The sequence below is a fragment of the Roseateles sp. genome, assembly GCF_039595595.1.
Taxonomy (GTDB): Bacteria; Pseudomonadota; Gammaproteobacteria; order Burkholderiales; family Burkholderiaceae_C; genus Roseateles.
In genome coordinates, this window is record NZ_JBCNLG010000007.1 from 31,695 (window position 1) to 56,522 (window position 24,828).

Here is a 24,828-nt window from a genome sequence, read left to right on the forward strand (position 1 = left end):
CAAGCCGCACAGGCTAAACGAGCCCCTCCACCCCCGCCATCGGCGCCGTCCCGCGCATGCCTTCCGGCACCCCGGGCACGCCGTTCGCGCAGGTCCGCAAATCGCGCGCAAACCTTACGAATCAGACGTTTAGCCGTAAGAAAGGGGCGATTAGCAGACCAAAGGCTGCAATCTGACACAAAAAGGTTATAGGGGTATTCCTTCCTGTTAACTGTTGCAGGTGGGGCGGTTGCCGCCCGATGGCCTTCCTAAACTGCGCCGACGTCATCGGCAGAGGGGCCGGTCGACGTGCCCCCAGAGGTGTCAACGCGCCAGGGCGTGGGGGGCGAGGGGCGCCGGTCATCCCGGCGCCGATGGATGAAACGGAGATGACAAGCATGTTGCGATTGAACAAGCTCAGCTTCGCGCTGGCTCTGGGTCTCGCCGGTCTGGGGGTTGCCCAGGCGGGTGTGTCGTCGGTGGACATCGACAAGGCCCCCCAGCAGCACGATGAGCAGACCGACCGTCTGATCGTGAAATACAAGGACGGCAGCACCGTGGTGCAGCAGCGCCTGGGCGTGGCGGTGCAGTCGCAGGCGGTGGCCAGCGACGCGATCGGCGCCCGCACCGCGCAGCTGCAGCAGCTGGCCGCGCCGCTGGGCGCGCAGATGACGCTGCTGCGCCAGATGGGCACCGGCGCCCACGTCTACAAGCTGGGCAAGCGCCTGTCGCTGCAGGAGCTGCGCCAGCTGGGCGAGCGGATCAAGGCCTCGGACGCCAACGTCGAGTACGTCGAGCCCGACCGCAAGATGTATCCGCTGTTCACGCCGAACGACCCGTCGTTCTCGTCGCAATGGGACCTGAACGAAGCCACCGCGGGCATCCGCGCGCCGGCCGCCTGGGACCAGGCCACCGGCACCGGCGTGGTGGTCGCGGTGATCGACACCGGCTATCGGCCGCATGCGGACCTGTCCGGCCAGATCGTGGCCGGCTACGACCTGATCGCGGACACCGCCGTCTCGGTGGACGGCAACGGCCGTGACAACGACCCGAGCGACCCGGGCGACTGGCACGCGGCGGGCACCTGCAGCACCCAGGACAAGGGCGCGAACTCGAGCTGGCACGGCACGCACGTGGCCGGGACGATCGCGGCCAAGACCAACAACGGCACTGGCGTGGCGGGCATCGCCTTCAACGCCAAGGTGCAGCCGGTGCGGGTGCTGGGCAAGTGCGGCGGCTACACCTCCGACATCGCCGACGGCATCACCTGGGCCTCGGGCGGCAGCGTCTCCGGCGTGCCGGCCAACGCGACCCCGGCCAAGGTGCTGAACCTGTCGCTGGGCGGTGGCGGCACCTGCGACACGACCACGCAGACGGCGATCAACGGCGCGCGCTCGCGCGGCGCCAGCGTCATCGTCGCCGCGGGCAACGAGAACCAGGACGCCTCGAACTCCAGCCCCGCGAACTGCTCGGGCGTGGTGGCGGTGGCGGCGACCGACCGCTACGGCGCGCGGGCGTACTACTCGAACTACGGCTCGATCGTGGCGCTGGCCGCGCCGGGCGGCGACGTCCGCTCCAGCGCCAGCAACGGCATCCTGTCGACGCTGAACGCTGGCACCACCACGCCGGGCGCGGACAGCTACGCCTACTACCAGGGCACCTCGATGGCCACGCCGCACGTGGCCGGCGTCGCGGCCCTGATGTACAGCGCCAAGCCGTCGGCCACGCCGGACCAGATCACCGCCGCGCTCAAGAGCAGCGCCCGCGCCTTCCCCGGCACCTGCAGCCAGTGCGGCTCCGGCCTGCTGGACGCGAATGCCGCGGTCACGGCGATCCTGGGCGGTGGCGGTGGCGGCACGGTCGCCGAAACCGAGCCGAACAACTCGATCTCCGCGGCGCAGTCGATCACCGCGCCGGTGACGGTCAACGGCAGCATGACGTCGGGCAGCGACACGAACGACTACTTCAAGGTCGTGCTGCCCGCCGGCAAGACGCTCAGCGCGACCCTGACGCCGGCCAGCGGCAAGGACTTCGACCTGTATCTGGTGGACGGCTCCGGCACGCAGCTCAAGGCGAGCGAGAACGGCGCCGGCTCGGTGGACAGCTTCACCTACCAGAACACCGGCGCGTCCTCGGTCACCGTCTATGTGCGGGTCCTCTATTACTCGGGCACCAGCGGTTCGTACACGCTGGGCCTGAGCTGGTAAGGAGCCGCCAGCCCGTTACCACTCTCCTCGTTTGGTAAGCCGGGTGCCCTGGGCCCGAACGGGGCTCCCGTTGAATCCCGCCGGTGAAAGCTGGCGGGATTTTTTTTTCATGGCCGCGCCGGGCGGGCCACTAGTCCGCTCCATCCCGGGAGCTGCCATGTTGTCGTCCGTCCCTGCCTCTGCCTCTGCCTCTGTCCCTGTCCCTGTCCCTGTCCCTGTCCCTGTCCCTGTCCCTGTCCCTGTCCCTGTCCCTGTCCCTGTCCCTGCCCCCCTCACCGCGGCCGCGCTGGCGGCCGCCCTGGTCTGCGCCGCCGTGGCGACGCCGGCCCTCGCCGATCCGGCCGCGCGCTGGAGCGACGACAGGCCGGCGCGCCGACTGCTGATCGGGGAGAGCCGCGATCCCGCCCGGGTGGGCGCCGTCTCCGCTGCGCAGGACCAGCAGACCGGAGGCAACCTGGCGCGGGAACTCGGCCTGTCCCCGGAGCAGGTCACCGTGCGGCGTCGCCTGTCGACCGGTGAACTGGTCGTCGAACTGACGACGCCGGTCGAGGCACGGCGCATCGGCTGGATCGAGCCGGCCAGCCTGGGGCCGGGGATCGCCGATGCCCCGCCTGCCACGATCCGCGTCGACCGGTGGGTCCAGCCGGACAGGGTCGACTTCCGCCAACTGGCACTCGAACCCCGTTACGTGGAGCAGTGGAATCTCCATCGCATCGAGGCCTGGGCGGCGCTGGATTCGCTGGACGGCCGCGGGGTGCGCGTGGCTGTCCTCGACTCGGGGCGGATCGAGCATCCGGAGCTGCAGGGCCAATGGGATACGGGCTGGGACTTCGTCACCTTCCCCCGGGCGCGGGCCTCGTCCGGTGGGGATGGCCAGGAGGGTGTCCCGAACGAACCCGTGCCCGCCCAGCCGCGGCCGCGAGGCCGTCCGCCCGGACACGGACTGGCGGTGGCGGGCGTGATCGCCGCGCGGCTCGATCGGGCGGGGCTGGTGGGCATCGCGCCGCGCGCCCGCATCCAGCCGGTGCGTGTCATCGATTCGGCCGGTGGCTGGGAGTCCGACTTGATCGACGGCATCGTCTGGGCCGCCGGCGGCGCTGTCGCCGGCGCCCCCTTCAACGTGCCGGGCGCGCGGGTGCTGAACCTGTCGATCGGCACGCGCGGTCCGTGCAGTCCGCCCCTGCAGGCGGCCATCGACTTCGCACGGGCGCGCGGGACCGTGGTGGTGGCCTCGGCGGGCAACGATGGGCGCGATGTGAGGCACCGGTCACCGGCCAACTGCAGGGGCGTCGTGGCCGTGGCCGGCGCGACGCGGCGCGGCGCCCTGTGGCCCGGCTCGAATCGGGGCGCCGGCATCACGGTGAGCGCGCCGTCCGGCGACAACGGGCCGTGGGCGCTTCCGGGCGATGGCGTGCCCACGGCGGCCCTCGAGTTCGCCGATGGCGCCTGGCGGCCCGTCGTCGCGTGGCAGGTGGGCACCAGCCTGTCGGCGCCGCATGTCTCCGCGGTGGTCGCGCTGATGCTGCAGGCGCGGCCGCACGCCAGCCCGGATCAGATCGAGGAGGCGCTGCGCGGCAGCGCCACGGACATGCCCGGCTGTCCGGGCTGCGGCGGCGGCCTGCTCAACGCGCGCCAGGCTGTCGAGTTGATACGCAACCTGGTGGACTATCACGATCTGCTCCAGGGCCGCCGCCGGCCCTGAACCCGCGGCGGCGGCGCGGCAAGTCCGGCCCGCTACACTGCGGGCCTCGATTTCCTCGCGATTCCGCGACCTTCACCGCGACCCCATGGCCGGCCTCCACAGCAACTCGCCGCTCCCGACCGACATCGTCGTGCACCAGCAGTCCAAGGTGCTGGAGCTCGCCTTCGACGACGGTGCCCGCTTCCGCATTCCCTTCGAACTGATGCGCGTGTACAGCCCCTCGGCCGAGGTGCAAGGCCACGGCCCGGGCCAGGAGACGCTGCAGACCGGCAAGCGCGGCGTCGGCATCGTGGCGGTGCAGCAGGTCGGCCATTACGCGCTGCAGCCGCTGTTCTCCGACGGTCACGAGAGCGGCCTGTTCACCTGGGCCTATCTCTATGAGCTGGGCCGGGACCAGGACCGCCTGATGCGCGAGTACGAAGACAAGCTCGCCGCGGCGGGCCTGGACCGCGACGCGGCCATGCCCGCCAAGCCGGGCGGCCACGGCAGCTGCGGCAGCCATTGACCGCGCTTGACCCGCGCCCCATTCAGCAGGACCCCACCATGAGCTCCACCCATTTCGGCTTCGAGACCGTCGACGAGACGGTCAAGGCCCGCCGCGTGCGCGGCGTGTTCGACTCGGTCGCCTCGCGCTACGACGTCATGAACGACCTGATGTCGATGGGCCTGCATCGCGCCTGGAAGCGCTACACGCTGGCCGTGGCCAACCTCAAGCCGGGCGACCGCGTGCTGGACATCGCGGGGGGCACCGGCGACATGGCGCGGCTGTTCGCGAAGAAGGTGGGCGAGCGCGGCATGGTCGTGCACACCGACATCAACGAGGCGATGCTGCGCACCGGCCGTGAGCGCCTGATCGACGAAGGCCTGGTGCTGCCGACCAACCTCTGCGACGCGGAGGCGCTGCCATACAAGGACGGTTCGTTCGACCTGGTCTGCGTGGCCTTCGGCCTGCGCAACATGACGCACAAGGACAAGGCGCTGGCCGAGATGAACCGCGTGCTGCGTCCGGGCGGCCGCTTGCTGGTGCTGGAGTTCTCGCAGGTGGCCGAGCCGCTGCGCAAGCCTTACGACTGGTACTCCTTCAAGGTCCTGCCGCGGATCGGCTCGCTGATCGCGGGCGACGCCGACAGCTACCGCTACCTGGCCGAGTCCATCCGCATGCACCCGCCGCAGGCGGAGCTCAAGGCGCTGATGAAGTCGGTGGGCTTCGGCCATGTGGACGTGCACAACCTGACCGGCGGCGTCGTGGCGCTGCACGCGGGCATCAAGTGCTGAGCGGCTGACGCGATGGCGCACGAAGCAGGGCCCCGGATGGGGCTCTGTTGCATTGGGGGATCGCCCGCGCGGGGCGTCAGCAGGAGGCCTTCCACTCCCGCAGTTCGGTCGCGAGGATCGGATGTCCGTCCTGCTCGGCGCGCCGGGCGAGTTCGTCGACGTTGGCGTCGGTGACGAACTCGTGGCCGACGCCCTTCACGAGCTGGCCATAGACGCTGTCCAGGTCATCGGCGTCGATGCCGGCGTCGGAGGACGGAAACGGCGGCACGTCGGGCGGCAGCTCCGGCTGCAGCTGGGGGGCCGGACGGGAAGGGGAGTGGGATGCGGCCATTGGAATGCTCCTTGGATCGATGAGGTCGAGGGGGGAGATCGAACGCAGTGGCGAGGTGCCGTCATTTCTGCCGGACGGCCTGGCGATTGGAATGGGGCAGCTTGCCCTCCCGCAACTGCTTGACCGCGTCGCTGACGCGGTCGGCCACGGCGCGGACTTCATCCTGGAGGGCCTGGTCGCGGTCAAGCGCCTCGTGGCTGTCGTAGTACGGCTGGTAGTAGCCGAGATAGCGATCGAGCCGGGCGAGCGCGCCCGCGTCGACGAGCCCCATCCAGTCCAGCCAGTCGGAGAGGTTGCGGCGCTGCGATTCGACGCCGGCGACATCGCCGTGCACGACCAGGCCGTAGACGCGCCTCGCCAGGTGCTTGGGGTAGTCCCAGCCGCGGGCTTCGAGGGCCTTGGCTTCGGCGACGGTCTTGCCGTGGGTGCTGGTGGGATCCGGATTGCCGCCATCGGCGCAGACGAGCCGGTCGATCATCAGCTTCAGCGCGCTGGGCGATTGATACCAATAGGTCGGGGCGAAGAGGATCACGCCATGCGCCGAGACCCAGCGCTCGTAGATCTCGTTCATCCAGTCGTTGGACTGGCCGAGGGCGTGATTCGGATAGCAGCTGCAGGGCCAGTGGCACAGCGGCATCGCGGTGGAGACGCAGCCCTTGCAGGGGTGGATCTCACGGCCGTACTCCGAGGTCATCAGGCTGAGGTCGAGCACGTCGACGATGAGGTCGCGGCGGCTGAGCTGCTCCTTGGCGATCTGGGTCAGGCGCCAGGTCTTGGACATCTCGCCGGGGCAGGTGCCGTCGTTGCGATCGCTGCCGCAGACCAGCAGCACGCGCGAGCGGGTGGCGGGGTCGCTCCAGCGCTGCTGCGCGAGTTGCAGGCGCTGGTGCGCGTCGAGCCATTCGACCGAGGTCTCGTAGGCGGGGTCCTTGAAGCCGTTGCCCGCGGGCCGTGTCACCGGCGACTTGCGGCCTTCCTTCATGGCCTGGAAGGCGATGGCCTCGAGGCGCGCGATGGCGTCGGCCTCGACGTGGAAGGCCGGATCGTAAAAGCGCCGCATGAAGCGCTCGTGGAACTGCTCGCGAGTCAGCTCGGGCGGCTGCTGACCCTTGCGGATGTCGGTCATCGAAGGCCCTTGGGGTGCGGTGATGAGCCCAGTATTCAAGCCCGCGTCGACAGCAGCCGTCGGACGGCGGAGGGTTGTGGGCAGGGGTGCAGTCCTACGCTCCCAGCACTTTCGACCCCTCGAACACGGGGTGGGTGTTCCCGACCCCCGGGCTTCCCCGCAACCTGCTTGTCACGAAGCGACCCTACGCTCCAGCCGATGCGCGTTGTCAAGCGCAGCCATTTGCGGAATTGCTGACAAAGTTTTGCCGTAAACGTTTGCGCAAACATTTGTTTTGACTATTGACAGTCCGAGGGTCGCCATGAAATTCAAATCCATCCTGCTCGCGGCAGGCGTCTTCCTGACGTCCGCCGCCTATGCCGACACGGTCGCGCTCTGGACCTACAGCGCGGACCGCAACGGCATCGTCTCGACCAAGCCGACCTACACCGACCACGGCGGCGCGAGCTTCAGCACGCTGGGCAACGTGACGACCACCTTCGTGAGCCAGTCCGGCTCCTCGGACACCAACGCCAACAGCCAGGCCATGAACACGGCCGGCTACGCCGCCCAAGGCACCGGCAACAGAACCAGCGGCGTGCAGTTCTCGGTCGACACCACCGGCTTCGACCACATCGTGCTGAGCTTCGATCAGCGCAACAGCGCGACCGCCTCCGCCTGGACCGCGCTGCTCTACACGATCGACGGCGAGAACTGGCTCGAAGCGACCACCTTCCGCATGGTCCGTGACAGCACCTTCGTGAAGGGCCTGGGCTTCGATTTCACCGACATCCTCGGCGTGGCCGACAACGCCAACTTCGCCATCCAGCTGGTCAGCATGTTCGCGCCGAACACCACCAGCTACGCCGGCACCGGCGGCAACTACGGCACCGGCGGCACCATCCGCTACGACATGGTGCAGTTCGCCGGCGCGCTGATCCCGGAGGTCGATGTGCCTCAAGTGCCCGAACCCGCCTCGATCGCGCTGGCCCTGGCCGCCCTGGGCGTCATGGGCGTGACGATCCGCCGCCGCAAGCAAGCCTGAGCAAGCCAGAGGAGCCCCCATGAACGTCCGCACCCTGTTCCCCCTGTCCGGACGCGCCGTGCTGCGCGTCACCACGCTGAGCGCCATGGCCGTCGTGCTGACGGCCTGCGGCGGCGGCCTGAGCAGCGGCGACAAGCCGCAGGCCCAGGCGCAGGCCGCGTCGCCCGACGACCGCGCCGCCGCGTTGAGCGCCGATCCGTCCGCCAAGTACCCGGACCACCATGAGTTCGACGCCGCCCTCGACGTGCCGTTCAACGGCGCCGAAACCACCGGCGCACGCGACTTCACCGTGCATCTGGACTACGTCGGCGCGCCCGCCGGCACGCTGCTGGCCTACCGCGTTGAACTGCGCTCGCCCAGCGGCGCGCTGGTCAAGCGCTGGACCGGCGTCGAGCCGTACGCCGGCGACGTGAAGTCCGTGCCGCTGAAGTGGGCCGGCCGCGGCGACGCGGGCCTGGCTGACGGCGTCTACACCGCGACGCTGACCGCGCTGAGCGCCAAGGCTGGCACCGTGCTGAAGAGCTCGGGCACCGAGGCGCAGTTCGCCGAGTTGCTGGCCGCGCAGCAGGCTGGTGAGGTGCAAGGCCACGAGGTCGAGCAGAGCTGGAACTTCGCCATCGGCAAGCCGGCCAGGATCGCCATGGGCACGCTGCGTCCGCTGGCCATCGGCGCCGCGGGCGAAGCCAACCAGCGCGCGCGCGCGCAGTCGGCGGCGGTGGGCGCGGGCTCCTGGCCCTACACGATCTACTACGGCAGCTTCCACGGCCAGACCAACGACTCCGACGGCGGCGGCGCGATCGGCAGCTGCAGCTCCTCGCAGCCGGCCCAGACCGGCGCCTACGGTCCCGACGCGGCTTTCCCGTACGCGAAGAACGCCGGCCTGGACATCTTCGCCAACACCGACCACAACCACTACTTCGACGGCTCGTCGAGCACCAACACCAGCGGCAGCGCGACGGCGGCCAAGGCCCGCTACCAGCGCGGCCTGCAGATCGCGTCCGACTACACCGCCGCCAATCCCGGCTTCCTGGCCGTGTACGGCATGGAGTGGGGCGTCATCAGCAACGGCGGCCACCTGAACATCTTCAACAGCAACGAGCTGTTCTCGTGGGAGTACAACGCGCAGAACGAGCTCTTCGGCGACCGCTACATCGCCAAGAGCGACTACGCGACGCTCTACTCGGTGATGCGCGCGCAGGGGCTGATCGGCCAGTTCAACCATCCGGACTCGAGCGGCCAGTTCATCATCAACGGCACCGACATGGCCTACAGCGCCGATGGCGACGAGGTCATGGTGATGTCCGAGGTGATGAACACCTCGGCGTTCTCGTCGAACACGACCGAGAGCGAAACCTCGCGCAGCTCCTATGAGGGCGCGTGGAAGAAGCTGCTGGAGCGCGGCTTCCACGTGGCGCCGGCGACCAACCAGGACAACCACTGCGCCAACTGGGGCAAGTCCTACACCAACCGCACCGCGGTGCTGATCCCGACGGGCACGCCGCTGAGCAAGGCCGCGCTGATCGACGCGCTGAAGGCGCGCCGCGTGTTCGCGACGATGGACAAGGAGTCGCAGCTGATCTTCAGCGCCAACGGCAAGCTGATGGGCGAGCGCTTCGACAATGCGGGCGCGCTGTCGATGAACGTCGGGTTCTACAACCCGAGTGGCCGCACGGTCGTGACGACGGAGATCTGGGAGGGCGTGCCGGGCCGCAACGGCACCGTCACGCTGCTGGCCAGCAGCCCGACCGCCACGATCACGCCGGCGAGCGGCAAGCACTTCTACTACGCCAAGGTCACGCAGGACGACGGCAAGGTGCTGTGGTCGGCGCCGATCTGGGTGAACCAGGGCACCAGTGGCGGCGATACGACGCCGCCGTCGGTGACCGCCTCGGTGAGCGGCACCAGCACGCTGACCTTCTCGGCCAACGCCAGCGACAACGTCGGCGTGACGCAGGTCGAGTTCTGGCTGGACGGCGCGCTGCGTGAGGTCGACACGACGGCGCCGTATGCGATCACCGTCACCTCGACGCAGTTGGCCAACGGCTCGCACAGCCTCGTGGCCAAGGCCTACGACGCGGCCGGCAACACGACGACCTCGACGCCGGTGAGCTTCACCGTCAACAACGTGGTCGACGCCGCGGACGAGGTCGAGCCCAACAACGCGATCTCCAGCGCCAACGCGGTGGGCAGCCGCAACCAGCTGACGGGCTTCATCAGCAGCGAGACCGACGTCGACTTCTTCAAGGTCACGCTGGCCGCGAACCAGCGTCTGCGCGTCGACATGACGGGCCCGACCTCGTCGAGCATCGACTACGACCTGTACGTGGTGAAGTCGACCGGCACCGGCCTGGCGCGCTCGGAAGCGGTGGGGAGCACGGAGTCGCTGACGTACCAGAACGGCGCGTCGGCGCAGACGGTCTACATCAAGGTGATGTCGTACACCGGATCGAGCACGACCTCGCCCTACAAGCTGACCATCAGCTATCCCTGAGGAGGGAACAGGGCCGCTGGCGAGGGCTGGCGGTCCCGCTCAACCGAGGCAGCGCGAGAGACGCCTGATCGCGTCGTCCATCTGCGCGGCCTCGATGCGGCCGTAGCCGAAGAGCAAGGCGTCGTCGCGAGGCGCGACCTCACGCGGCGTGACGGCGTAGCGCGCGAGCGTCTCGACGCGCACGCCCTGTTCGATGGCGCGCAGGGCGATCTGACGCGGCGAAGCGCAGCGTCCCTTCAGCCGGATGGCCATGTGCAGGCCCGCCTCGCCAGGCAGTGCCTCAGCCGCCGCGCCGAGGTGACGTTCGACCGCCGCGACCAGCGCCTCCCGCCGGCCGCGATAGATCGCCTGCATGCGCCGGGCATGCCGCAGGAGATGACCTTCCTCGATGAAGGCGGCGACCGCCGCCTGCGTCAGCGTGCACGAGTGCCAGTCCGCCGCCTGCTTCGCCGCGGCGAGCGCGCCCAGCGCCCAGCGCGGCGCGACGATGTAGCCAAGCCGCAGCGCCGGATACAGACTCTTCGAGAAGGTCCCGACGTAGAAGACCCGGCCCTCGCGGTCGAGCGTCTTCAGCGCATCCAGCGGCCGGCGGCCAAAGCGGAACTCGCTGTCGTAGTCATCCTCGATGACGACGGCGGGTGTGTCATGCGCCAAGTCCATCAGCTGGCGGCGGCGCTCGGCGGAGAGCGTGACGCCGCGTGGAAACTGATGCGACGGCGTGACGCAGACGATGTGGCTGCCAGCGGGAATGCGGTCGACGACCAGGCCCTCGTCATCCACCGCGATCGGCGCGAGCCGCGCGCCCGCGCCCATGAACGCTGAACGCAGCGGCGGGTAGCCAGGATCCTCGATGGCGACGGCTGTCTGGCCAGACGCCACCAGCACGCGCGCCAACAGGTCGAACGCCTGCTGCGCACCCTGCGTGACGATCACGTCCTCCGGCGCGCAGGCCACCGCTCGCGTGGCCGAGACATGCGACGCGATGGCGGCGCGCATGCGCGGCAACCCCTGCGGCGCTCCGTACTCCGCCGCCGAGCGCTCCGCCTCGCGCAGCGCCCGCCCGGTCAGGCGCCGCAGGACCGCGAAGGGCAGCGGCGCGATCTCGGGAACGCCCACGGTGAAGTCATGCTTCAACGCCACGGCCGGCGCAGCCGTGATCACCTTCGCTGGCGCCGCCGGGGCAAACCATGCAGACCTCAACCAAGGACCCTTCGGCGCCACCGCCTCGCCAGCAGCAATCGCCGCGCGCTTGCGCACCCTGGGCAGCGCGTCAGCCACCGACGTCCCGCCCTTCCCCCGAGCGACGACATAGCCCTCACTCGCCAGCAGGTCGTACAGCGCAATGGCCGTGTTGCGAGAAACCCCCAATGCAGCCGCCAGCACGCGCGTCGACGGAAGCCTCAAGCCCGCCGTGAGGCGACCACCCACGATCGACTCCCGCAGCGCACGGTGCAACGCCTTCAGCAATTGCCCCGGCACCGCCGACACGGCCTCGGAAAGCACACCGATGACGGCAGATTCTGGCTCTATTGAATTGCTCATTTATGGCGCTGGAATGGGGCCAAAGAATGAGCGATTCTCACAGCCTGTGAGGACGCGGGAGACCGCCCTCATGCACAGGCACGGGCGTTGGCCGCCAGTGCATGGGGCCCCGGCGGCAAGCGCCGAAACCCCAAGCACTGCCGTCCCCAACCACCTTCGCACTGACACGGCTTTGCGACCGAGGACATCGAGGAACTGTCATGCCGAAATTCATCTGCCAGACCTGCGGAACGCAACATGCCGAGGCCGCAGAACCACCCGCGCTCTGCCGCATCTGCTCCGATGAGCGCCAGTACGTCGGCTGGGGCGGGCAGACATGGACCACCCATGAAGCACTCGCCGCGGCCCATCGCCTGCGCATCGAGCCCGACGGCGATCTGCTCGGCATCGGCATCACGCCAGCTTTCGGCATCCCGCAGCGCGCCCTCCATCTCCAGACCGACGCCGGCAACATCCTCTGGGAATGCGTCAGCCTCGTCACGCCCGAGGCCATCGACGCCCTCAAAGCCCGCGGCGGCATCGACCTCATCGCCATCTCGCATCCCCACTTCTATTCGTCGATGATCGAATGGAGCGACGCGTTCGGCGGCGTGCCCATCTACCTCCACGAAGCCGACCGCGAATGGATCTCCCGCCCCGCGCCGCAACTCCACCTGTGGAGCGGCGACCAGCTGCAACTGTCCAAGGACGTCACGCTCCATCGCTGCCCCGGCCACTTCCCCGGCAGCACCGTGCTGCACTGGCATAAGGGCCCCGGCGGCAAGCCAGTGCTGCTCGCCGGCGACGCGCTGCACGTGGTGCAGGACCGCCGCCACGTGACCTTCATGTACTCGGTGCCGAACTACATCCCCGCCAACCCGGCCGACGTGCGCCGCATCCAGGCACGACTGGACGGCCTGCCGTTCGACGACGTCTACGGCTACACCTGGGGCCTGAACATCATCGGCGGCGGCCGCGCCGCCGTCGACGAGTCCTTCGAGCGCTACTTCCGCGCGGTCGAAGGCAGGCGCGCCGCCGCCTGAGTCCCGGCCGTGGCCCGGGCCCCGGCGCCGGCGGATTCCCATCCGCCGCCCAGCGCCAGGAAGAGCTGCACCTGCTCGTCGATGAGCGTGGCCTCGGACGCCGCCAGCGCCGCGTCGTTCGCGGCGAGCGCGCGCTCGGCATCGAGCGCGTCCAGGTAGCCCACCTTGCCGCCCTGGTAGAGCCGCCGCGCCTGGCGCGCGACGAGCGCCGCCTCATCGCGCGCGCCTTGCAGCGCCGCCCGGCGGTCGAGCTCGCGGGCGTACTGGTTGAGCGCGGTCTCGGTCTCGCGCAGCGCATTGAGGACCACCCCATCGAAGCGGGCCGCCGCTTGCCGCGTGCCGGCCTCGGCCTGCGCGATGCGGGCGTCGGCGATGCCGTTGTCCGGCAGCGTCCAGGAGATCAGCGGTCCCAGGCTCCAGCTCAGGGTGTCGCTCTTGCCGAAGCCGGCCAGCGTGCCCGACGAGCCGGCGGACAGGCCCAGCGTGATCTTGGGATAGCGGTCCGCGATGGCCACGCCGATGCGCGCGGTCGCGGCATGCAGTTCGCGCTCGGCCTGGCGGATGTCGGGACGGCGGCGCAGCAGTGCGGCGCCGTCACCGACCGGGATGGCGCCAGCGACGTGGGGCGCGATGTGGCATTGGGCAAGCTCACGCGGGAAGTCGGCCGGCAGCTCGCCGGTGAGCGTCGCAAGCCGGTACAGCGCCGACTGCCGCTGCGCGATCAGCGGCGGCAGCGCGGCCTGCAGTTGCTGCACTTGACTGCGGGCACGCGCGGCATCGATCTCACCGACGCGGCCGGCGCGCTGCAGTTTCTCCGTGACCTCGAGCGCCTCGCGCTGCAGCTCGACGGAGTGGGTGGCCGAGTCGAGCCGCTGGCCCGTGGCGCAGGCCTCGGCATAGGCGCGGGCCGTGCCGGCCGCGACATTGACCTTGACCAGGTCGAGCGCCGCCGCGGCCGCTTCCGCGCTGGCGTGCGTGGACTCGATGGCGCGCCGGATCTGGCCGAAGAGGTCGAGCTGGTACGAGAGCCCGACGCCCGCGCTGTAGCGGTAGGTGTCGGGCGGCACGTCATCCTTCCTCAGCATCGAGAGGCCCGACGGATGGCCGAAGCTGGGGCCGCCATTGACGCTGATCGAGGGCTTCTCGCCGCCGCGCGCCTCGGACTCCAGGGCCTGGACGCGCTCCAGGTTGGCCGCCGCCTGGCGCAGGTCGGTGTTGCGCGCGAGCGCCTTCTCGACCAGCGCGTCGAGCGTCTCGTCCTGGAACAGCCGCCACCAGTGCGGCGGCAGCGGCGCGCTGTCGAATGGCGCGGGCGCAGCGGCCTCGGCAGGCCCCGCCGACTGTGCCGACCGTGCCGCTCGTTGCTGTTCCAGGAAGGGCTGAGCCGCCGCGGGCTTCATGACGGCGGCCTCCGCGGGCACCTGGTAATCCGGCCCCTTCGGCGCGGTCGAGCACGCCGCGAGCGCCGCCGCGGCCAGGATCGTCAGCGCGCGCTTCATCGGGCCGCTCACGATTTCGCGCCCCCAAGCACCTGCACCGTGACCGTCTGGCCGGCGACGAGCCGCTCGCCCTGCGGCAGCGGATCGAGCTTGACCCGCACCGGCACGCGCTGCGGCAGGCGCACCCAGTTGAAGGTCGGATTGACGCTGGGCAGCAGGTTCGCGCTGGTGCTGCGGTCGCGGTCGGCGATGCCGGCAGAAAGGCTTTCGACGCGGCCCGTGAGCGCGCGGCTCGCGCCCATCGGCTTGACCTCGACGGCATCGCCGATGTGGATGCGCGCGAGCTTGGTCTCCTCGAAGTAGCCCTCGACGTAGAGCGAGTCCGCGTCGACCAGCGCCAGCACCGGATGCCCGGCGCTGGCGTAGGCGCCCTGGCGCAGGTCGAAGTTGGTGATCGTGCCGGAGGAGGGCGCGCGGATCTCGGCGCGCGCAAGGTTGAGCCGGGCCGAGTCGACGGCGACCTCGGCCTGCGCGACGGCGGCGCGCGCCTGCTCGGCGCGGCTGCGCGTCTGCTCGCGCGACTCCTGCGAGACCAGGCTGCCCAGGCCGCTGTTGCGCTCGGCCTCGCGCAGTGACTGGGCGAGCGCGACCTTCTGCGCGGCGAGCTGCGCCTGCGCCTGGCGCAGCGCGAGCTCATAACGCGCGCGATCGATCTCGAACAGCAGCGTGCCAGCCGCGACGCGCTGGTTGTCCCGCACCGGCACGGCGGTGACGAGGCCGGAGACGTCCGGCGCGATCTGCACGACGTTGGCGCGGACGCGGCCGTCACGGGTCCAGGGCTGGAGCTCGTAGCGGTCCCAGAGTTGGTGGGCCGCCCACAGGGCGCCGCCGACCGCGGCCAGCGTGACCAGCATCGAGACGGTGCGTCGCAGGGGGAAGGAAGAGGCTTTCATGGCAGGGGTCCGGCGGGGCCGGGGTCGTTCATTCGTTGATTCGGTGGGCATGCGGGCAGCGATGGTCATTACCCCGGCCCGTGCAGCACGCGCAGCGAGGCGTCGCTCAGGCCCCAGAGCAGCAGCAGGTAGACCGCCAGGTCGAAGAGCGCCGGATGCCAGATCCAGCGGTAGGCGCCGGCACGGGCCAGCAGCCGCCGCACGGCGGAGAGCGCGATCAGCGCGAGCGCCGCGAGCGGCATCAGCCACGGCAGGTAGAGCCCGAAGAAATCCACTGCGCCGGTCATGGCCGGGCCTCCTTGTCCTTGTCCTTGTCCTGGATGCCCGCGGGCAGTGCCGGCGGCGGCGCGTCCGGGAAGAGGCTGCGCCGCAGGCCGAGCAGCGCGCCGGCCGCGGGATGGGCCTCGGCGGGCAGATCGCCGGAGCCGGCATAGGCGGCGATCAGTCCTGCAAGCGCCTCGTCCAGGCGCTCCAGCAGCGAGGGCGGCGGCGCATCGAGCGCCTCAGGCCGGCCGTCGATGCGCGCGCGCAGCCAGTCGCCGAGCGCGTTCAGCAGCGGCGGCAGCGGCCCTTGCGCCAGGGCGGGCAGCCTGCTGCGCACGCCCTGCAGCGCGACGAGGTCCGCGCCGATGCGCAGGTCGCGCAGCGCGTCGTCGGTGGGTACGCCGGGCACCGAACCGCCGGACTGCGCGACACGCGGCGCCAGCAGCGTGATGCGGTCGAGCATGCGCAGCAGGTAGGCCTGCCCGCGGCCCGCCGAGCGCGGCAGGCGCGCGAGGTCGTCGAGCTCGCGCCAGGTCGCGCGCTGGATGCGGCGCGCGCTCCAGTCCGCGCCCACGGAACGCATCAGCCGCGTGACGCGCGCCGCGACGAAGACGCCAGTCAACTGGCCCGACATCGAATTCAGGAAGCTGGTGAGGTCCGCCTGCGCGGTGTCGTGCATGACCAGCGTGCCGATGACGCCGAACAGGAAGGGCAGCGCCGCCCCGACGGTCGCCGGCCGGCCGATGAAGGCGCCAACGACGAGGAAGACCGGCGCGCAGACCGCCATCAGGGTCCACATGTCCCGCACCAGCGGCAGCAGCACCAGCACGTAGAGCGCGCCGAAGGGCATCGACCAGAGCGTCCAGGCGAGGAAGCCGTTGATGGCCGGCACCGGGTCGTCCATCGCCGCGAAGAAGCAGCAGAAGATCGCCGCCATCATCGCGGCGGCCGCGCCCATCGGCCAGCCGGTGAGGATCCAGAAGGCGCAGCACACCAGGATGGCGATCAGCGCCGCGGCGCCGGACCACAGCGCCATGCCCAGGTCCAGGTGCAGCTTCGGCCCGCTCGGCGCGGGCGCCGCTCGCGAGGGCATCGGCGCGCCGCGCAGGCCGCGGTCGATGTCCGCGCGCAGCTGCACGCAGTGCAGCCAGCCGTCGAGCAGCGCCCCCAGCCGCTCCGCCAGCGCCACGCGCAGCAGCCGCGCCCAGGGATCGCCGGCCAGGCGGTCGCGCGCGTCCGCGCCGGTCAGCGCGTCGAGCTGTGCTCGCAGCGCGGGCCACTGCGCCTCGGCCTGATTGGCGGGCAGCGTCAGCCAGGGATCGATGCGGTCGAGCAGCGCGCGCACGTCATCCGGCATGCCGCCCTGCGCCTCGAGCGCTCGCAGGCGATCCTCGACGCCGGCCAGCAGTGGCGTCAGCGCGGCCACGTGGTCCTGCATCGCATGGACCGCGCCGGCGGTCCAGCGCAGGTGGCTGGTGTCGAAGGGAATGTGGGTCGAGAGCACCCGCAGCTGCGAAATGTCGCCGGCGACACGGCGCCGGTCGGCGCCGCCATCGCGGCGCGCGGCGATGTCGGCCAGCCAGGCGCGGGTGTCGCCCAGTGTGCGATCCAGCAGCCCCAGCACCGAGCCCGTCAGGCTGTTGGGCAGCACCAGGCTGTGCACCAGCGTGGCCGACAGCACGCCCAGGCCGATCTCCTCCAGGCGCGCGACGGCGGTGTCGAAGAGGGTCAGCGGCGTGTCCACCGCCGGAAAGCCGATCAGCGCCGCGGTGTAGCCCGCCAGCATGAAGGCGTAGGCGCGCGGCGTGCGGTCCCGCAGCGACAGCACCAGGCAGCCCGCGACCCACAGCGCCAGCGCCAGGCTGAGCAGCTCCGGCGCGTTGGCCAGGCCCGGCACCATGAGCACCGCGGCCACGCCGCCCACCAGCGTGCCGATGACGCGGAAAACGCCCTTGGAGCGCACGGCGCCGGCCATCGGATGGGCCACGATGTAGGCCGTCATCAGCGCCCAGAAGGGCCGCGGCTGGCCGGCCCAACTCGCCAGGAAGACCGCCAGCATCGCCGCCGCGAAGGCCTTGAGCGAGAAGATCCATTCGGCGCGCGTGAAGCCGGGCCGCAGCGCCGCTGGCAGCTTCAGCGGCTTCGGCAGCGCGGGCAGCCGGATCGCGGGGAAGGAGAGGGCGGGGAACTTCATGGCCGTCGTGGTGGAGCCGGCGCCTTCACTTGCGCCGCGGCGGCATGGCCGGCGTCGGCGCGCCGACGCGCTCCGCCAGCGTGGAGAAGACGCGCAGCGCCGCCTCGACGTCCGCGTCCGCGATGCCTTCGTAGAGCTCGTTGCGCAGGTCGCGCAGCGTGACCTCGATCTGCTCGCAGGCCTGGGCGCCCAGCGCCGTCAGGTGCAGCGTCTTGGCGCGGCGGTCGTCGGGATCCTCGTGCCGCTCGATGTAGCCGCCGGCGAGCAACTGGTCCAGCGAGCGCGTCAGCGACGGCCCCTCGATGCCCAGCAGCGTCGCCAGCTCGCCCTGGCGCATGCCGTCGCCCTGCCGGCCGATCATCACCAGCGGCCAGGCCAGCGCCTGCGACAGGCCCACGTGCGCCATCGCCAGGTTGGCGCGGGCGCGGTACGCCCGTTCCAGCACCGGCAGCATCATCCCGACCATCATCAGCGCCGCTTCCCGCGCGGTGCGCGTCAGCGAGCGGGCCGGCTTGTCCTTGGAGGAGTTCATGTCCGCGAGTTTAAATAGTTAGCTTGCTATCTATTTGAGTGGGGTTATTGGCGCAGCCACGCCTCGCCCGCGCCTCAGTTGCGCCTCAACTGCGCTTCAGGTGCCCCCATCGCCAGTCCATGGCGCCAGAACGCACAACGGCCGGTCTGTCGACCGGCCGTTGTTATTTCGCGTCGCGGGTTGTCAAGCCCGTGTCGCGGGTTCGGGGCTCAGGATCAGTCCTTGTCCTTCATCTGGAGCATGCGGTTGGTGCGCAGCGCCACCAGCGTGCAGACCGCGCCCGAGAGCAGGTAGGCCGAGACCGCCCACAGCCCGTAGTGCGCGGACAGGCCCAGCGCCACCAGTGGCGCGAAGGCCGCGCCGATGATCCACGCCAGGTCTGACGTGAGCGCCGCGCCCGTGTAGCGGAAGTGGGGCAGGAAGTTGGACGTCACCGCGCCCGCGGCCTGGCCGTAGGACAGGCCCAGCAGCACGAAGCCGACCAGGATGAAGATGTTCTGGCCCATGGTGCCGCTGTCCAGCAGGATGGGCGCGAACAGGCTGAAGATGCCGATCGTGGTCGCCAGCGTGCCCAGCGTGCTGCGCCGGCCGATGCGGTCCGCCACCATGCCGGAGACCGGCATCGCCGCCGCCGCCAGCAGCGCCCCGATGACCTGCACCGTCAGGAACTGGGTGACGTTCTGGTCGCCATACAGCATCACCCATGACAGCGGGAACACCGTGACGATGTGGAAGAGGGCGTAGCTCGCCAGCGCCGCGAACGCGCCGATGAAGACGTTGGCGCCCTGCTGCGAGAACAGCTCGCCGGCGTCGCAGGGGTCGAGTTCATGCTCCTCCAGGTTCTTCTCGTACTCGTGCGTCACGACCAGGCGCAGCCGCGCGAACAGCGCCACCACGTTGATCGCGAACGCCGCGAAGAACGGATAGCGCCAGCCCCAGCTCAGGAAGTCGATGGTGGCCAGGCTGCTCCACAGGTAGGCGTACAGCGCCGCGGCGATCAGGAAGCCGATCGGCGCGCCGAGCTGCCCCAGCATCGCGTACCAGCCGCGGCGGCCCTCCGGCGCGTTCAGCGCCAGCAGCGACGGCAGCCCGTCCCACGACCCGCCCAGTGCCAGACCTTGCCCGATGCGGCAGGCGGCCAGCAGGGCGATGGCCGCACCGCCCCAGGTGTTGAATCCAGGCAACACCGCGATCGTGCAGGTCGAGATGCCCAGCAGGAACAGCGCCACCGTCAGCTTCACGCTGCGGCCGAAACGGCGCTGGATCTCCATGCCGACCATGGTCCCGATGGGCCGCACCACGAAGGCCAGCGCCAGCAGCGCGAAGGCGTACAGCGTGCCCTCCAGCCGCTCCATGTGCGGGAAGAAGATGGACGGGAACACCAGCACCGAGGCGATCCCGTAGACGAAGAAGTCGAAGTATTCCGAAGCCCGCCCGATCACGACGCCCACGGCGATGTCGCCCGGGGCGATGGCGTCCTGCTCCTCCTGCGTCGCCACCCCGCTGCCTCGCGGCAGCGGCTGGCCCACGGTGGAGAGGTGTTGCCCGGCTGTCGAAAGGGTGCTGCTGTTCATACGTCTCCTACCTGGGACAAAATGTCCAATAGTTGGTTTGAGTCAATCGGGCAAAATCTGCGCCCGGCGTGCAACGGTCGACAACTGTCGTTTTCCCCTTTATCGCTTTCCCTCCGGAGGAAACCCCCAGGTTTCGGACGGCGGGAACCCACCGCCCAGTGCGGCGGTCAAAGGGGCTCCGCGTGAACTACGCCTGCTGGTCTGCTGAAGTCCCATGTACCTCAAAGCTGCTCTGAAAACAAGTCTCGCCCGTCCACTCGCCCGTCTCGGGCTGCTGGCCCTGGCGCTGCCCCTGTCCGCCTGCAACATGGTCGTGATGAAACCCTCGGGCGACATCGCGAACCAGCAGGCGCAACTCATCGTCGCCTCGACGCTGCTGATGCTGTTGATCATCGTCCCGGTGATCATCCTGACGCTGGTCTTCGCGTTCCGCTACCGCGCGTCCAACACGCAGGCGACCTACTCGCCGGAGTGGGACCACTCGACGCGCCTGGAACTGGTCATCTGGGGCGCGCCGCTGCTGATCATCATCGCGCTGGGCGCGATGACCTGGATCTCGACGCACAAGCTCGATCCGTTCCGCCCGCTGGAGCGCCTGGACGCGCAGCGCGCGATCCCCGCCGGCGTGGAGCCGCTGACCGTCGAGGTCGTGGCGCTGGACTGGAAGTGGCTGTTCATCTATCCCGAGCAGGGCATCGCCACCGTCAACGAACTGGCCGCGCCCGTGGATCGTCCGATCCACTTCAAGATCAGCTCGTCGACCGTGATGAACGCGTTCTACGTGCCCGCGATGGCCGGCATGATCTACGCGATGCCCGGCATGCAGAGCCAGCTGCACGCGGTGATCAACAAGCCCGGCGTGTATGACGGCTTCTCGGCGAACTTCAGCGGCGATGGCTTCTCGCACATGCGCTTCAAGTTCCACGGCCTGTCCAACGACGAGTTCACCGCCTGGGTCGAGCGCAACAAGGCCGACGGCGTCGCGCTGACCAAGGACCTGTATCTGGACCTGGAGAAGCCGTCCGAGCGCCAGCCGGTGCGCCGCTTCGCCAGCGTCGCCCCGGGCCTGTTCGATGCGGTCGTGAACCGCTGCGTCGACGGCTCCAAGATGTGCATGGGCCAGATGATGGCGATCGACGCCGCCGGCGGCGGCGGCAAGGGCGCCATCGACGGCCTGGCCAGCAAGGCCTGGAGCAATGAGCAGCGGCGCATCTTCGTCGCTTCGCTGTGCACGCCCGACAACGCGGGCCAGTACGCCTCCCAGTGGCAGGCCTCGGCCACCCGTAACTGACCCGCAGGACCCGGCGCCGCGCTGTGACCAGACGCGCCGGGCCCGCAAGCACCATCGAGATCCAAGATGATTGACGCTCAAAAGCTCATCTTCGGGCGCCTCAGCCTGGAGGCGCTTCCGCTCCACGAGCCGATCCTGATCGGCACCTTCGCCATGGTCGCCCTGGGCGGCCTCTTCGTCCTCGCCATGATGACGAAGTTCAAGCTCTGGGGCCCCTTCTGGCGCGACTGGGTGACCAGCATCGACCACAAGAAGATCGGCATCATGTACATCGTGCTGGGCCTGGTCATGCTGCTGCGCGGCTTCGCCGACGCGGTCATGATGCGCGCCCAGCAGGCCATCGCCTTCGGCGACCAGCTCGGCTTCCTGCCCCCGCACCACTACGACCAGGTCTTCACCGCCCACGGCGTGATCATGATCTTCTTCGTGGCGATGCCGCTGATCACGGGCTTCATGAACTACGTGGTGCCGCTGCAGATCGGCGCCCGCGACGTGGCCTTCCCCTTCCTGAACAACTTCAGCTTCTGGATGACCACCGGCGGCGCCGTGCTGGTCATGATGTCGCTGTTCATCGGTGAATTCGCGCGCACCGGCTGGCTGGCCTATCCGCCGCTGTCGGGCCTGCTCGCGAGTCCGGGCGTCGGGGTGGACTACTACATCTGGTCGCTGCAGGTGGCCGGCGTGGGGACGACGCTCTCGGGCATCAACCTGATCGCCACCATCATCAAGATGCGCGCGCCGGGCATGACCATGATGAAGATGCCGGTCTTCACCTGGACCTCGCTGTGCTCGAACATCCTGATCGTGGCCTCGTTCCCGATCCTGACGGCGGCCCTGGCGCTGCTGTCGCTGGACCGTTACGCCGGCACCAACTTCTTCACGACGGACCTGGGCGGCAACGCCATGATGTACGTCAACCTGATCTGGATCTGGGGCCACCCCGAGGTCTACATCCTGGTGCTGCCGGCCTTCGGCATCTTCTCGGAGGTCGTGTCGACCTTCAGCCAGAAGAAGCTGTTCGGCTACGCCTCGATGGTCTATGCGACCGTCGTGATCACGATCCTGTCCTACCTGGTGTGGCTGCACCACTTCTTCACGATGGGCTCGGGCGCCAGCGTCAACTCGTTCTTCGGCATCACGACGATGATCATCTCGATCCCGACGGGCGCGAAGATCTTCAACTGGCTGTTCACGATGTACCGCGGCCGCATCAAGTTCGAGGTCCCGATGTACTGGACCGTGGGCTTCATGGTCACCTTCGTGATCGGCGGCATGACGGGCGTGCTGCTGGCGGTGCCGCCGGCCGACTTCGTGCTGCACAACTCGCTGTTCCTGATCGCGCACTTCCACAACGTGATCATCGGCGGCGTGCTGTTCGGCCTGCTGGCGGGCATCTCGTACTGGTTCCCGAAGGCCTTCGGCTATAAGCTCGATCCGTTCTGGGGCAAGTGCTCGTTCTGGTTCTGGCAGATCGGCTTCTTCGTCGCCTTCATGCCGCTGTACGTGCTGGGCCTGATGGGCGTGACCCGCCGCATGAGCCACTTCGACGATCCGTCGCTGCAGATCTGGTTCCAGATCGCCGCGCTGGGCGCGCTGCTGATCGCCGCCGGCATCGGCTCCTTCCTGATCCAGCTGGTGGTGTCCTTCCTCAAGCGCGACCAACTGCGCGACGTGACCGGCGACCCCTGGAACGGCCGCACGCTGGAGTGGTCGACCTCGTCGCCGCCGCCGCAGTACAACTTCGCGTTCACGCCGGTGGTGCATGACCACGACGCGTGGCACGACATGAAGACGCGCGGCCATCAGCGCCCGGTCGGCGGCTTCAAGGAGATCCACATGCCGAAGAACACCGGCGCGGGCGTGATCCTGGCGGGCCTGTCGACGCTGTTCGGCTTCGCGCTGATCTGGCACATGTGGCTGGTGGCCGGCGTCGCCTTCGCGGTGACGGTGATCGCGGCGATCGTCCACACCTTCAACTACAAGCGCGACTACTACATCCCCGCCGATGAAGTCACGCGCACGGAGGATGCCCGCACCCAGGTGCTGGCCGCCCAGGCCTGAATCCGCAGCGAGCGATATCCAACATGCAAGCAACGACCATGACGAACAACACCGGCGCGCCGGTGTTCTACGACAACGGCGATCACCATCCGCAGCACGGCACGCTCCTCGGGTTCTGGATCTACCTGATGAGCGACTGCCTGATCTTCGCGGTGCTGTTCGCGACGTATGCGGTGCTGGGCCGCAGCTACGCGGCCGGCCCGTCGGGCGCCGACCTCTTCGACCTGCCGCTGGTGGCGCTCAACACCGGCTTCCTGCTGTTGTCCTCCATCACCTATGGCTTCGCCATGATCAAGATGCTGGCCAACAAGAAGCAGGGCACGCTGGCCTGGCTGGCGGTCACCGGCATCCTGGGCCTGTGCTTCCTGGCCGTGGAGCTCTACGAGTTCGCGCACCTGATCCATGAGGGCGCGGGTCCGCAGCGCAGCGCGTTCCTGTCCTCGTTCTTCACGCTGGTGGGCACGCACGGCCTGCACGTCACCTTCGGCACGATCTGGCTGGTGACGCTGATGGTCCAGGTGACCAAGCTGGGCCTGACCAAGGAGAACAAGCGCCGCCTGATCTGCCTGTCGATGTTCTGGCACTTCCTGGACGTGATCTGGATCGGTGTCTTCACCTTCGTTTATCTGATGGGAGCGCTGCAGTGAGCGACCATGACCACAAGCACGACGACCACGGCCACGGCCATGGTCACGACGATCACGACGACGTCGGCTACCACGCCACCGTCAAGGGCTACGTGATCGGTTTCATCCTGTCGGTGATCCTGACGGCGATCCCGTTCTGGCTGGTGATGGGCAAGGTCATCGCCTCGCCGGCGACCACGGGCATCGTGCTGCTGGCCTTCGCGGCGGTGCAGATCGTGGTGCACATGATCTATTTCCTGCACATGAACTCGAAGGTCGAGGGCGGCTGGTCGATGCTGTCGCTGATCTTCACGATCGCCGTCGTGGTGATCATGCTGGCCGGATCGATCTGGGTGATGTTCCACCTGAACAGCAACATGATGCCGATCCACGACATGCGCAACATGCCCTGATGGACGAGGTTCATCCGGAACTGCCGCGGCCGCGCCGCAGCACTGCCTTCTGGGCGCTGCTGCTGGGCGCGGCCCTTTTGTTTGCGGCCTTTGCCGCGCTGGGGGCGTGGCAGCTGCAGCGGCTGGGATGGAAGCAGGACCTGATCGCGCGCGTGGAGCGGCGGCTTGCCGCGGAGCCGGTGCGCGCGCCCGGCGCGGACCGCTGGCAGACGATCACCAAGGCGGAGGACGAGTACCGCAAGGTCGTGCTCACCGGCACCTTCGACCACTCGCGCGAGACGCTGGTGGGGGCGAGCACCGAGCTGGGCACCGGCTACTGGGTGCTGACGCCGCTGCGCACGGTGCGCGGCGACTGGGTGCTGGTCAATCGCGGCTTCGTGCCGCCGGAATTCAAGACACGCGCGTCGCGCACGGCGTCGGAGACGCAGGGCGAGGACCGCGTCGTCGGCCTGCTGCGGCTGTCGGAGCCTGGCGGCGGCCTGCTGCGCCGCAACGTGCCGGAGCAGGATCGCTGGTACTCGCGCGATGTCCAGGCGATCGCCAAGGCGCGCCATGTGGTCGAAGGACCGGTGGCGCCGTACTTCGTCGACGCGGCCGCGGCCGATGACCAGACGCGCTGGCCGCGCGGCGGGCTGACGGTGGTGCGCTTCAACAACCATCACTTGCAATACGCGCTGACCTGGTTCGCGATGGCCGCGATGACGGCGGGCGTGGGCGTCTGGCTGTGGCGTGTCGAGCGCCGCAGGGCGCTGGGTTTGCCGGGCTCGAAGGACTGAGGCGCG

21 protein-coding genes are annotated in these 24,828 nt (G+C 69.4%); 12 read left to right on the top strand and 9 right to left on the bottom strand.

The annotated features are described in order from the left end of the window. The first annotated feature begins 377 nt into the window (after positions 1–377). The 4 genes from ABDW61_RS10890 to ubiE all read left to right on the top strand — a co-directional run bounded on the left by ABDW61_RS10890 (position 378) and on the right by ubiE (position 5,163). Entirely contained in the window at positions 378–2,186 is a 1,809-nt protein-coding gene (locus tag ABDW61_RS10890) for a S8 family peptidase (protein ID WP_343638583.1), read from the top strand. Between the two features lie 313 nt (positions 2,187–2,499). Further along, positions 2,500–3,888, top strand: a complete 1,389-nt coding sequence (locus tag ABDW61_RS10895) for a S8 family serine peptidase (RefSeq protein WP_343638584.1) — start codon at positions 2,500–2,502, stop codon at positions 3,886–3,888. Positions 3,889–3,973: 85 nt separating this feature from the next. Beyond that, positions 3,974–4,393 carry a DUF971 domain-containing protein gene (locus ABDW61_RS10900; RefSeq protein ID WP_343638585.1) on the top strand — a complete coding sequence of 140 codons (420 nt, stop codon included), beginning with the start codon at positions 3,974–3,976 and terminating at the stop codon, positions 4,391–4,393. 38 nt (positions 4,394–4,431) lie between these two features. After that, the gene (gene ubiE, locus ABDW61_RS10905; RefSeq protein ID WP_343638586.1) at positions 4,432–5,163 is read left to right on the top strand and encodes a bifunctional demethylmenaquinone methyltransferase/2-methoxy-6-polyprenyl-1,4-benzoquinol methylase UbiE; all 732 of its coding nucleotides are present in this window, start codon (positions 4,432–4,434) and stop codon (positions 5,161–5,163) included. Positions 5,164–5,239: 76 nt separating this feature from the next. On the opposite strand, the gene ABDW61_RS10910 is transcribed toward ubiE, so the two are convergent. Further along, a complete protein-coding gene (locus ABDW61_RS10910; RefSeq protein ID WP_343638587.1) occupies positions 5,240–5,494 on the bottom strand; it encodes a hypothetical protein in 255 nt (84 codons plus the stop codon). Between the two features lie 61 nt (positions 5,495–5,555). After that, the gene (locus ABDW61_RS10915) at positions 5,556–6,620 is read right to left on the bottom strand and encodes an NAD(P)H-dependent oxidoreductase (RefSeq protein WP_343638588.1); all 1,065 of its coding nucleotides are present in this window, start codon (positions 6,618–6,620) and stop codon (positions 5,556–5,558) included. Positions 6,621–6,921: 301 nt separating this feature from the next. On the opposite strand from ABDW61_RS10915, the gene ABDW61_RS10920 reads away from it, so the two are divergent. Further along, positions 6,922–7,644, top strand: coding sequence for a PEP-CTERM sorting domain-containing protein (locus ABDW61_RS10920; protein WP_343638589.1), 723 nt, complete (start codon positions 6,922–6,924; stop codon positions 7,642–7,644). A 19-nt stretch (positions 7,645–7,663) separates the two neighbouring features. Further along, on the top strand, positions 7,664–10,135 hold the full coding sequence (locus ABDW61_RS10925; protein ID WP_343638590.1) for a CehA/McbA family metallohydrolase: 2,472 nt from the start codon (positions 7,664–7,666) through the stop codon (positions 10,133–10,135). 39 nt (positions 10,136–10,174) lie between these two features. On the opposite strand, the gene ABDW61_RS10930 is transcribed toward ABDW61_RS10925, so the two are convergent. Next, on the bottom strand, positions 10,175–11,677 hold the full coding sequence (locus ABDW61_RS10930) for a PLP-dependent aminotransferase family protein (RefSeq protein ID WP_343638592.1): 1,503 nt from the start codon (positions 11,675–11,677) through the stop codon (positions 10,175–10,177). Between the two features lie 200 nt (positions 11,678–11,877). On the opposite strand from ABDW61_RS10930, the gene ABDW61_RS10935 reads away from it, so the two are divergent. Then, complete coding sequence (locus tag ABDW61_RS10935; RefSeq protein WP_343638594.1) at positions 11,878–12,699, top strand: MBL fold metallo-hydrolase; 822 nt, start codon at positions 11,878–11,880, stop codon at positions 12,697–12,699. On the opposite strand, the gene ABDW61_RS10940 is transcribed toward ABDW61_RS10935, so the two are convergent. The 6 genes from ABDW61_RS10940 to ABDW61_RS10965 form a co-directional block, all read right to left on the bottom strand. Continuing rightward, entirely contained in the window at positions 12,660–14,198 is a 1,539-nt protein-coding gene (locus ABDW61_RS10940) for a TolC family protein (protein WP_343638848.1), read from the bottom strand. The genes ABDW61_RS10935 and ABDW61_RS10940 overlap by 40 nt on opposite strands. 8 nt (positions 14,199–14,206) lie before the next feature. After that, entirely contained in the window at positions 14,207–15,091 is an 885-nt protein-coding gene (locus tag ABDW61_RS10945; RefSeq protein WP_343638595.1) for an HlyD family secretion protein, read from the bottom strand. 68 nt (positions 15,092–15,159) lie between these two features. Continuing rightward, positions 15,160–15,378 (bottom strand): DUF1656 domain-containing protein, encoded by a 219-nt coding sequence (locus ABDW61_RS10950; RefSeq protein WP_343638596.1) that lies wholly within the window; start codon positions 15,376–15,378, stop codon positions 15,160–15,162. Next, the gene (locus tag ABDW61_RS10955) at positions 15,375–17,549 is read right to left on the bottom strand and encodes an FUSC family protein (protein WP_343638597.1); all 2,175 of its coding nucleotides are present in this window, start codon (positions 17,547–17,549) and stop codon (positions 15,375–15,377) included. Before ABDW61_RS10955 ends, ABDW61_RS10950 begins: the two co-directional genes overlap by 4 nt. A gap of 25 nt (positions 17,550–17,574) precedes the next feature. Continuing rightward, positions 17,575–18,081 carry a MarR family transcriptional regulator gene (locus ABDW61_RS10960; RefSeq protein WP_343638598.1) on the bottom strand — a complete coding sequence of 169 codons (507 nt, stop codon included), beginning with the start codon at positions 18,079–18,081 and terminating at the stop codon, positions 17,575–17,577. Positions 18,082–18,296: 215 nt separating this feature from the next. Then, the gene (locus tag ABDW61_RS10965; protein WP_343638600.1) at positions 18,297–19,655 is read right to left on the bottom strand and encodes an MFS transporter; all 1,359 of its coding nucleotides are present in this window, start codon (positions 19,653–19,655) and stop codon (positions 18,297–18,299) included. Between the two features lie 214 nt (positions 19,656–19,869). Here ABDW61_RS10965 and cyoA point away from each other — a divergent pair, with 214 nt between their 5' ends. The 5 genes from cyoA to ABDW61_RS10990 all read left to right on the top strand — a co-directional run bounded on the left by cyoA (position 19,870) and on the right by ABDW61_RS10990 (position 24,822). Next, the gene (gene cyoA, locus ABDW61_RS10970; RefSeq protein WP_343638602.1) at positions 19,870–20,946 is read left to right on the top strand and encodes a ubiquinol oxidase subunit II; all 1,077 of its coding nucleotides are present in this window, start codon (positions 19,870–19,872) and stop codon (positions 20,944–20,946) included. A 66-nt stretch (positions 20,947–21,012) separates the two neighbouring features. Beyond that, entirely contained in the window at positions 21,013–23,007 is a 1,995-nt protein-coding gene (gene cyoB / locus ABDW61_RS10975) for a cytochrome o ubiquinol oxidase subunit I (RefSeq protein WP_343638604.1), read from the top strand. Between the two features lie 38 nt (positions 23,008–23,045). Continuing rightward, positions 23,046–23,654: a cytochrome o ubiquinol oxidase subunit III gene (gene cyoC, locus ABDW61_RS10980; protein ID WP_279755936.1), complete on the top strand. Its 609-nt coding sequence runs from the start codon at positions 23,046–23,048 to the stop codon at positions 23,652–23,654. After that, positions 23,651–24,046: a cytochrome o ubiquinol oxidase subunit IV gene (gene cyoD / locus ABDW61_RS10985; RefSeq protein WP_279755911.1), complete on the top strand. Its 396-nt coding sequence runs from the start codon at positions 23,651–23,653 to the stop codon at positions 24,044–24,046. The genes cyoC and cyoD overlap by 4 nt, the downstream gene beginning before the upstream one ends. Beyond that, positions 24,046–24,822: an SURF1 family protein gene (locus ABDW61_RS10990; protein ID WP_343638606.1), complete on the top strand. Its 777-nt coding sequence runs from the start codon at positions 24,046–24,048 to the stop codon at positions 24,820–24,822. The genes cyoD and ABDW61_RS10990 overlap by 1 nt, the downstream gene beginning before the upstream one ends. Positions 24,823–24,828 lie beyond the last annotated feature (6 nt).